Genomic DNA, 9,805 nt, shown 5'->3' with positions numbered 1-9,805 from the left:
CATCAAACTGAAGCTAAACGGCTTGAGCCCCGTAAAATACAGGGCTCAGGCGGCGAGCTAAAACTGTCCAACTTTCGGGGGGCAGTCCACGGGAGCGTGAGGAACGATCATCACAACTATCGTGCGGCGCTCCGCGTTGCATGCCTTTCTGGACGCTCCGCGTCCTCTTGACGACGCAGAGCGTCGGGAACTGCATTCCCACGCTGGAGCGTAGGGAACGATCATCACAACTATCGTGCGGCGCTCCGCGTCGCATGCCTTTCCGGACGCTCCGCGTCCTCTTGACGACGCAGAGCGTCGAGACCTGCACTCCCACTAGAGCGTGAGGAACGATCATCGCAACTATCGTGCGACGCTCCGCGTCGCATGCCTTTCCGGACGCTCCGCGTCCGCCCTCGGGAGCCTTACTTGAACGTCACAACCCCACCGGCCAGGGACTCGACCCGCGCCAGGGATTCGACGCGATAGCCCTGGGCGTCCAGCTCAGCGCGGCCGCCCTGGAAGGATTTCTCGATCACGATGCCCAGCCCGGCCACCGTGGCGCCGGCCTGTTTGATGATCGAGATCAGCGCCTGTGAGGCTTTGCCGTTGGCCAGGAAGTCATCGATGATCAGCACGTTGTCGTCGCTGCTCAGGTGGCGCGGCGAGATTGCCACGGTGCTTTCCACCTGCTTGGTGAATGAGTACACACTCGCCGTCAGCAGGTTTTCGGTCAGGGTCAGGGACTGGTGCTTGCGAGCGAAGATCACCGGCACGCCCATGTTCAAACCCGCCATGACTGCCGGCGCGATGCCGGAAGCTTCAATGGTCACGATCTTGGTCACGCCAGCGTCGGCGAACAGTCGGGCGAATTCATCGCCGATTTCCTTCATCAGCGCCGGATCGATCTGATGGTTGAGAAACGCATCGACCTTCAGCACCTGATCGGACAATACGATGCCTTCTTCGCGAATTTTCTTGTGCAGTGCTTCCACTTAAATTCCTTGGCTGCGCCATTGCGCAATAAATGATCAATAGGGTGTCGGCTAGCGTTTCAGCATGGCGCGAATATCGGCAAGCGCAGTGTTGCCGCGAACCGCTTTGACTTCCGTCGGGGTGTCGTCATTGCCTTCCCAGGCCAGGTCGTCCGGGGGCAGCTCATCCAGAAAGCGGCTTGGCGCGCAGTCGATGATTTCACCGTACTGCTTGCGCTTGGCGGCAAAGGTGAACGCCAGGGTCTGCCGTGCGCGGGTGATGCCCACGTAGGCCAGGCGGCGCTCTTCTTCGATGGTGTCGGCTTCGATGCTGGAGCGGTGCGGCAGGATTTCTTCTTCCATGCCCATGATGAACACGTAAGGGAATTCCAGGCCCTTGGAGGCGTGCAAGGTCATCATCTGCACACCCTCGGCACCGTCTTCCTCTTCCTGCTGACGTTCGAGCATGTCGCGCAGGACCAGCTTGCCGATGGCTTCCTCGATGGTCATGCCGCCTTCTTCGTCCTTCTCCAGCGTGTTTTTCAACGCCTCGATCAGGAACCAGACGTTGCTCATCCGATAATCGGCGGCCTTTTCGCTGGAGCTGTTCTGCCGCAGCCAGTTCTCGTAGTCGATGTCCATGACCATGCTGCGCAGCGCGGCGATGGGATCGTTCTGCGCGCACTGCTGGCGCACCCCGTCCATCCAGCGCTTGAAACGCTGCAAGCGGTCGGTGAATCGGCTGTCCAGATGCTCGCCCAGACCGATCTCGTCGGTGGCAGCGTACATCGACACCTTGCGCTCGGTGGCGTAGTTGCCGAGCTTTTCCAGCGTGGTCGAGCCGATCTCGCGACGCGGAACGTTGATCACCCGCAGGAAGGCGTTGTCGTCGTCCGGGTTCACCAGCAGACGGAAATAAGCCATCAGGTCCTTCACTTCCTGGCGGCCGAAAAAGCTGTTGCCGCCCGACAGTCGATACGGCACCTGGTGATGCTGCAATTTCAGCTCGATCAGTTTGGCCTGGTAGTTGCCGCGATAGAGGATGGCGAAATCGCTGTACGGGCGGTCGGTGCGCAGGTGCAGGGTGAGGATCTCCATGGCCACCCGCTCGGCCTCGGCGTCTTCGTTGCGGCAGCGGATCACGCGGATCTCGTCGCCATGGCCCATCTCGGACCACAACTGCTTTTCGAAGGCGTGCGGGTTGTTGGAGATCAGCACGTTGGCGCAGCGCAGAATACGGCTGGTCGAGCGGTAGTTCTGCTCCAGCATCACCACTTTCAACGACGGGTAGTCGTCCTTGAGCAGCATCAGGTTTTCCGGCCGCGCGCCACGCCAGGCGTAGATCGACTGGTCGTCGTCGCCCACTACGGTGAACTGATGGCGCGTGCCGATCAGCAGCTTCACCAGCAGGTACTGGCTGGCGTTGGTGTCCTGATATTCGTCCACCAGCAGATAACGCACCTTGTTCTGCCACTTTTCCAGGATGTCGGCGTGTTCCTGGAACAGCTTGACCGGCAACAGAATCAGGTCGTCGAAGTCCACCGCGTTGTACGCCTTGAGCGTGCGCTGATAGTGGGTGTAGACGATGGCGGCGGTCTGTTCCTTGGGGTTGCGGGCGTTTTCCAGCGCCTCGGCGGGCAGGATCAGGTCGTTTTTCCATGAGCCGATCATGTTCTTGATTTCGTCGACACCGTCGTCGCCGGAATACTCTTTCTGCATGATGTCGGTCATCAGCGCTTTGACGTCAGTCTCGTCAAAGATCGAGAAGCCCGGTTTGTAGCCCAGCCGCGTGTGCTCCTTGCGGATGATGTTCAGGCCCAGGTTGTGGAAGGTCGAGACCGTCAGACCACGTCCTTCGCCGCCTCTGAGCAGCGTGCCGACCCGCTCTTTCATCTCGCGCGCGGCCTTGTTGGTGAAGGTCATGGCGACGATGTACTGGGCGCGAATACCACAGTTCTGGATCAGATGCGCGATCTTGCGGGTGATCACGCTGGTCTTGCCGGAACCGGCACCGGCGAGCACCAAAAGAGGGCCGCCGACGTAGTTCACGGCTTCCTGCTGCCGGGGATTGAGTCGGGACATGGCGGTATGAAGAGTCGTCTGTAAAAAAGGTCGGGCATTTTAACAGGCCCACGGTTTTGTGCAGTGCTCATCGTCGTCAGACAGTGACAGCTATCTAATTCTTCTGTTTTTGTTACATTTGCGCCGCGACGCGCGATACGTGTATTTGTCGCGCTCCTGCGAGAGTGCGGCCACCGGTTTTTCCTTTGCACTTAGGAAGTTAGATTGCCTACACCTGTCGAACCCTTGCGATTGCTGTTATTGGCGCACGAGCCCTTCTGGCAGGCGCTGCTGAGCGGCTGCCTCACTGCGCCGGGAAGCAACGTGATACTTCTGCATGGCGCGAACTGGGATGTTTTCAGCGCCCGCTACGCTAACGAGCGCAACACCGTGCTGCTGACCACGCCTGATCTGCAGCCCAGGACCGGGGCCTGTCTGTTGCCTACCGTGGTGCTGCTTGAGGCCGAACCGCTGGTCGGGCCGACCGGCGTCAGTGACTGGCTGGTGCGCGACGCCTTGACCGGCGACACGCTTCGGCGCTGCCTGCGCTATGTCCACGAGCGCAGTCGCCTGGAAGACAGCCTGCGACGTCTGGTCGGCCAGGACCCGTTGACCGGCATCGCCAACCGCCAGGGGTTTCAGGCGCTGCTCTCGGCTCGCCTGAGCGAAGGCGGCAGCGTGGCGCTGGGGCATCTGGACCTGGACAATTTTCGCCGCGCCAACGATTCACTGGGGCATCAGGCCGGTGATCGACTGATCCTGCAAGTGGTGGCGCGCTTGAAAAACCAGCTCGATGCCGGTGATCAGATCGCCCGCCTGGGGGGCGACGAATTCGCCTTGTTGATCGACACCCGAACAGCCCCCGAACGCGCCCTGCAAATGGCCGAACGTATCACCGACGTGCTGGCCGAACCCTATTGGGTCGATGGCGAAAGCCTGTTGCTGGGTTGCAGCCTGGGCATCGCTCACTCCCAGGCCCAGCCCGAAGCCGACCCGCTGATGTGGCATGCACATATCGCCATGCGTCAGGCCAAGAGCATGCAGGGCTGCACCTATCACCTGTTCGACGAGCGCATCAATCGCAACGCCCGCAGCCTCGCCGATCTGGAAGGTGAACTGCGCCGTGCCTTGCGCCGCGATGAGCTGGAACTGCATTACCAGCCGCGCCTGTGCCTGGACAGCGGGCGTGTCGTCGGCCTGGAGGCACTGGTGCGCTGGCGCCATCAGGAACGCGGGCTGCTGCCGCCCAGCAAATTCGTGCCACTGGCCGAGCAAAGCGGCCTGATCGTGCCGCTCGGCTACTGGGTCATCTTCCGCGCCCTGCGTGACATGCAGGCCCTGCGCGAACAGGGCTTTGCCCCGCTGCACATGGCGATCAACCTGTCGTTCCGGCAGTTTCAGGACAGCCAGTTGCTGCCGACCTTGACTCGCCTGATCGCGGAACACGATGTCGACGCGCGCTGGCTGGAGTTCGAACTGACCGAAACCGCGGTCATGCGGCGCAGCGATCAGGTCAGGCAGACCATGGACGCATTGCGCCAACTGGGCGTGCGCTTTTCGCTGGACGATTTCGGCACCGGCTATTCGTCGTTCATGCACCTCAACAGCCTGCCCATCGCGCTGCTCAAGATCGACATGACTTTTGTCGGGCAGATGGAGTTACGCGAAGAGAACCGCAAGCTGGTCAACGCCATGATCAATCTGGCGCACAACCTGAACCTGGAAGTGGTCGCCGAGGGTGTGGAAACTGCTGGGCAACTGGAGTTGCTGCGCAGTTTCGGCTGCAATCAGGTGCAAGGCTATCTGATCAGCCGGCCGCTGCCGGTGGAAGAACTGGTGACCTATCTGCGTTCGGAAGTGGCACACGCCGATACCTCCAGATCCGGGTGACGGTGCACTGGATCAGCCCGGCACCGCCAACCCGGCTGCGTCCTGACGCAACAGCCGCGCCGTCTTCCATTCAAACGCGTAGGTCAGTGCCACGGCCGAGCAGAACAGGCCCAGCGCCAGCCCCCACCACACGCCTGAAGCGCCAGCATCGGTAGAGAAGCCGAGCAACCACGCGGCAGGCGCAGCGATCAGCCAGTAGCAGCCCAGGCCGATCAGGAAGGTGGTGCGCGCATCCTTGAGCCCACGAATGGCGCCCATGGCAATGGTCTGCGTGCCGTCGAAAAACTCGAACAAGGCGGCAATCGCCAGCAGTTTTGTGGCCAGTACCACGATCTCGGCGAACGCCGGGTCATTGATGTCCAGAAACAGGCCGATGACCAGATGCGGTGCCAGCCAGAACAGCAGCCCGAACATGAGCATCACACAGCCGCCGAAACCGATACCCAGACGCCCGGCCATGCGCACCATCAACAGGTTGCCCGCGCCATAATGCTGGCCGATACGCATGGTGACCGCGTAGGACATCCCCACCGGAACCATGAACGCCATGGACACGGTCTGCAGGGCGATCTGGTGCGCCGCCATCTGCGTGCTGCCCATCGCGCCCATGCAGAACGCGGCAAAAGTGAACAGCCCGACTTCCACTGCATAGGTGCCGCCAATCGGCAAACCGAGGCGCCACAGCTCGCCCAGGTGGCTGCGTGACAGTTTCGAAAGCCCCTTTCTGATCGGGTACGCGGCGTAGGCCGGATGCAGCCTGATATGCAGCGCCAGCGCCAGGGCCATGCAGTTGGTGACGATCGCGGTGACCAGCCCGATGCCCATCAGCCCCAGGTTGGGCAGCCCCAGCCATTGATGGATCAACGCGTAATTGAGCACGAAGTTGGCTGCCGCACCGGCCAGGCTGATGGTCATCACCGGCCCCGCGCGACCCAGTGCGCTGGTGAAGCCGCGCAATGCCATGAAGCTGAGCAGGCCGGGCAGGGCAAAGGGCAGGGTGATCAGAAATTGAGCCGCCATGTGCACGTTGGCTTCGGCCTGACCGAACTGCAGCAGGATGGGTTCGAGGTTCCACAGCAACAGTGCAGCAACCAGCGCCATGCCCCAGGCCAGCCACAGACCGGCCTGGGTCAGACGAGTCGCGCCTTCGGTGTCGCCAGCGCCGTGACGGATCGAAACCAGCGTGCCGACTGCGGCCATCACGCCGACGCAAAAGAACGACACGAAGCTATACGTGGCAGCGCCCAGACCACCGCCGGCCAAGGCTTCCGGGCCGATTTTGCCCATCATCACGGTGTCGGTGAAGACCATCAGCATGTGCGCCATCTGTGACGCGATCAGCGGCCCCGCCAGGCGCAGAATGATCCAGAGTTCTTTGAGGGCGGAATGCTGCATGGTGACGGTGCTCTACGGCAAAGGGACGATTGAGCGACGTATTCTGGGCAGTTGCCCGGCTAAACACAAAACGATAAATCCGATGCTCAGCATGACTAAAACTCATCTGAAGCAATTTGCAGTAAAGTGGCTGCTCATCGTCCGCAGGAAGCGCCCTCATGCCTCGCAGTCTCCCTCCTCTTTACGCACTAAGGGCTTTTGAAGCGGCTGCGCGGCATACCTCGTTTACCCGCGCGGCCGAGGAACTTTCGATCACCCAAAGTGCAGTAAGCCGGCATATTCGTACGCTGGAAGAGCACTTTGCCTGCCGCTTGTTTCAGCGCAACGGGCGTAACTTGCAGCTCACCGAATCGGCACGCGCGCTGTTGCCCGGCGTGCGCGACGGGTTCCTGGCACTGGAACGCGCTTGCAGCACCTTGCAGACCGACGAGGGCATTCTGCGCATGAAAGCCCCGTCCACCCTGACCATGCGCTGGCTGCTCGCGCGGCTCAGCCGTTTTCGTCATCTGCAGGTGGGCAACGAAGTGCAACTGACCAGCGCGTGGATGGAAATCGATGCGGTGGACTTTACCCAGGAGCCTTTCGACTGCGCGATTCTACTCAGCCAGGGGCATTTCCCGTCGGACTGGGAAGCCACACTGCTGTTTCCCGAATTGCTGATTCCGGTCGGTGCGCCCACCTTGTTGCAGGACCCGCCATGGGACGTGGAACGGCTGGCAAAGGCTGAATTGCTGCATCCCACCCCTGATCGCCGTGACTGGCGCACCTGGCTGAACCGCATGGGTCTGGCCGATCAGGTGTCGCTCAAAGGCGGGCAGGTGTTCGACACCCTGGAGCTGGGAATGATTGCCGCAGCACGCGGCTACGGTGTGTCGATGGGTGATCTGCTGATGGTCGCCGAGGACGTGGCGCAGGCGCGTCTGAGCCTGCCGTGGCGCACGGCGGTGTTCAGTGGCGAAAACTATTATCTGGTCTGGCCGCGTACGAGGCCCGGCGCAGAGCGGTTGCGACGCCTCAGCGATTTTCTTCAGGCGGAGGTGGGTGCCATGAAGTTGCCGTTAGTTGAAGTACTCTATTAAAATTTAGTTTAATATTGAACTGCCATCATCTGTAAATGTCTCGCTCCGCTCTCAAGTAACGACCTTGATGGCCGAAGCATTGCTTGAAGATTGCTCGTTCAAATAGCGTAAAAACACCAACTAAATCTATCAGCTGAATGGTAAGCCACGGACCCGGCGACTCCAATCATTCGGCACGGAGTCTCTATGTCCAAGCCTCGTACCCGAATTGCTTCGCAACTTGGTATTGCTCTGGCCGTGATCCTGGCGGTGGTTATCAGTGGTAGTACCCTGTTCGCGTTGAGGTCTCTGGACGCGTCCAACCTGGTCATTCGTGAAGAGCACATGTCGAGTGAAGCCAGGCTCCTCGCTGACCAGCTCAACACTTTCCACAGCACGCTGCGCGACAGCACTCAGCGCCTGAGTGGCCTGTTCGAAAAACGCTTCGCCGATGGCCTGAGCCTGCAAGCCGACAAGCCGGTCACCGTGGCGGGCACGTCCACGCCAGGCCTGTTCCTGCGTGATGCCGCGCTGAACAACGACTTCACCGAAGTCGATGAATTCCGCTCGATGACCGCCGGCGTCGCGACCATTTTCGTGCGCAGCGGCGACGACTTCATCCGGATCAGCACCTCCCTGAGCAAGCAGGATGGCACCCGCGCCATCGGCACCGTGCTGGACCGCAAGGGCGCAGCCTACGAGCGCCTGATCGCCGGGCAGAGCTATGTCGGCAAAGCGGTGCTGTTCGATCGCTATTACATGACCCAGTACAGCCCGGTCCGCGACAGCAGCGGCAAGATCATTGCGGCGCTGTTCGTAGGGTTCGATTACACCGATGCGCAGAAGACCCAGTTCGATAACCTCAAGAGCTTCCGCATCGGCTCTACCGGCTCGCTGGCGCTGCTCGACGACAAGGGCACCTGGCTGGTTCCACCGGCGGGCGTCAAATCCCTGGAAGGTGCCGCCAAGTCCGTTGCCGAGCTTGCCAGCAAACCAGGCAAGGCGCAGTTCTGGGATGACGGGGATGACAACTATTACAGCGTCGGCCAGCCGTTCGCCGGCGGCCCCTGGACCGTCATCGCCAGCATGCCGCGCAAGGAAATCAGCGAAGTGACCTGGCACGTCGGCACGCAACTGGCGATCGGCAGTCTGCTGGCCATGCTCATCGCCGTGATCAGCGCCATCTGGCTGCTGCGCAGCAAGCTGCGCCCATTGTCTGAACTGGTACGCCAGGCCGACGCACTGGGTGCGGGCGACCTGAGCGTACGCCTGAATGTGACCAGCAACGACGAGATCGGGCAGCTGTCCGGCAGCTTCAACAAGATGAGCGAAGCACTGTCATCGATGGTGTCGCATATCCGTACCGCGGCGCAGGAAGTCAGCACCCGCGCCAACGTGCTGTCCGGCCTGTCGGGCGGTGCGTTCGAGGGCATGGAACAGCAATCCGGCGAGATCACCAGCATGGCCGGTGCCGTCGAAGAGTTCAGCGCCACGTCGATGAACATCGCCGACAACATGGGCAATACCGAGCGCCTGGCCCAGGAAAATGCCCAGCAGACACGCATCGGTCGCACCTCGATGGAAGAGGCGTCTTCGTCGCTGCAACAGATCGCCACTTCGCTGAGCAGCACCGCCAAAGTCATCGACACGCTGGGCCAGCGCTCGCAGGAAATCGGCAGCATCGTCGGGGTAATCACCTCGATTGCCGACCAGACCAACCTGCTCGCGCTCAACGCTGCCATCGAGGCCGCGCGCGCCGGCGAACAAGGTCGCGGCTTTGCCGTGGTGGCTGACGAAGTCCGCAGCCTGGCCTCGCGCACCCGTGAAGCCACCGATGAGATTTCCGGCATGATCGCCAGCATCCAGCAGGAAACCGGCAACGCCATCAGCACCATGCAGCAGGGCAATACACTGATGCAGGAAGGCCTGTCGCTCAACGCCAAAGTGGCCTCCGCGCTGGCCCAGATCGACGAGCAAAGTCGCTCGGCCGGTCACCAGTTCGCCGCCATCACCACCGCCACCCAGGAACAAAGCAGCACTGCGACCATGCTCAGCAGCAACCTGCAAAGCATCGCCATGGCCAACAGTGAACAGCGCCAGGTCATGTCCAACCTGGCCATCACCGCCCAGGAGCTGAATGGCCTGGCGACAGAACTGCGTCACGAGGTTGACCGGTTCCGTTGATGGCTGCTGAAGGGCGCACGATTATCGCGCCGACGCTCTGCGTCGGAGAGCGATAGCGGCTCTCAAGAACACCATCGTACCCATGCTCCGCGTGGGTATGCCGCTCTGGACGCTCTGCGTCCGGTCCTGAATGTGTGGCGTGGCGCAGAGTTATGACGCGCAGCGTCACGAAGAGCATTCCCACGCTGTGGACTGCCCCCCGAAAGTTGGACAGTTTTAGCTCGCCGCCTGAGCCCTGTATTTTACGGGGCTCAAGCCGTTTAG

6 protein-coding genes are annotated in these 9,805 nt (G+C 61.3%); 3 read left to right on the top strand and 3 right to left on the bottom strand.

Translation table 11 applies throughout. The annotated features are described in order from the left end of the window. Positions 1 to 404: 404 nt before the first annotated feature. Together KBY08_RS26135 and rep are read right to left on the bottom strand one after the other, a co-directional pair. Positions 405 to 974 (bottom strand): xanthine phosphoribosyltransferase, encoded by a 570-nt coding sequence (locus tag KBY08_RS26135; protein ID WP_003401587.1) that lies wholly within the window; start codon positions 972 to 974, stop codon positions 405 to 407. Positions 975 to 1,025: 51 nt separating this feature from the next. Beyond that, positions 1,026 to 3,035: a DNA helicase Rep gene (rep, locus tag KBY08_RS26130; RefSeq protein WP_003401585.1), complete on the bottom strand. Its 2,010-nt coding sequence runs from the start codon at positions 3,033 to 3,035 to the stop codon at positions 1,026 to 1,028. A 204-nt stretch (positions 3,036 to 3,239) separates the two neighbouring features. Here rep and KBY08_RS26125 point away from each other — a divergent pair, with 204 nt between their 5' ends. Further along, a complete protein-coding gene (locus tag KBY08_RS26125) occupies positions 3,240 to 4,904 on the top strand; it encodes a putative bifunctional diguanylate cyclase/phosphodiesterase (RefSeq protein ID WP_024660940.1) in 1,665 nt (554 codons plus the stop codon). Between the two features lie 12 nt (positions 4,905 to 4,916). Here KBY08_RS26125 and KBY08_RS26120 read toward each other — a convergent pair whose 3' ends face one another. Then, positions 4,917 to 6,299: a NorM family multidrug efflux MATE transporter gene (locus KBY08_RS26120; protein WP_058822578.1), complete on the bottom strand. Its 1,383-nt coding sequence runs from the start codon at positions 6,297 to 6,299 to the stop codon at positions 4,917 to 4,919. 158 nt (positions 6,300 to 6,457) lie between these two features. Between KBY08_RS26120 and KBY08_RS26115 the strand changes: the two genes are divergently transcribed. Both KBY08_RS26115 and KBY08_RS26110 read left to right on the top strand, forming a co-directional pair. After that, positions 6,458 to 7,378 carry a LysR substrate-binding domain-containing protein gene (locus KBY08_RS26115; RefSeq protein WP_024641759.1) on the top strand — a complete coding sequence of 307 codons (921 nt, stop codon included), beginning with the start codon at positions 6,458 to 6,460 and terminating at the stop codon, positions 7,376 to 7,378. A 186-nt stretch (positions 7,379 to 7,564) separates the two neighbouring features. After that, entirely contained in the window at positions 7,565 to 9,541 is a 1,977-nt protein-coding gene (locus KBY08_RS26110) for a methyl-accepting chemotaxis protein (protein ID WP_057457970.1), read from the top strand. Positions 9,542 to 9,805: the final 264 nt, after the last annotated feature.

This window comes from Pseudomonas sp. P135, assembly GCF_020312125.1.
GTDB lineage: Bacteria > Pseudomonadota > Gammaproteobacteria > Pseudomonadales > Pseudomonadaceae > Aquipseudomonas > Aquipseudomonas fragariae.
Note: the sequence above shows the minus strand (reverse complement) of the source record. Positions and strands in the feature narration are given on the sequence as shown.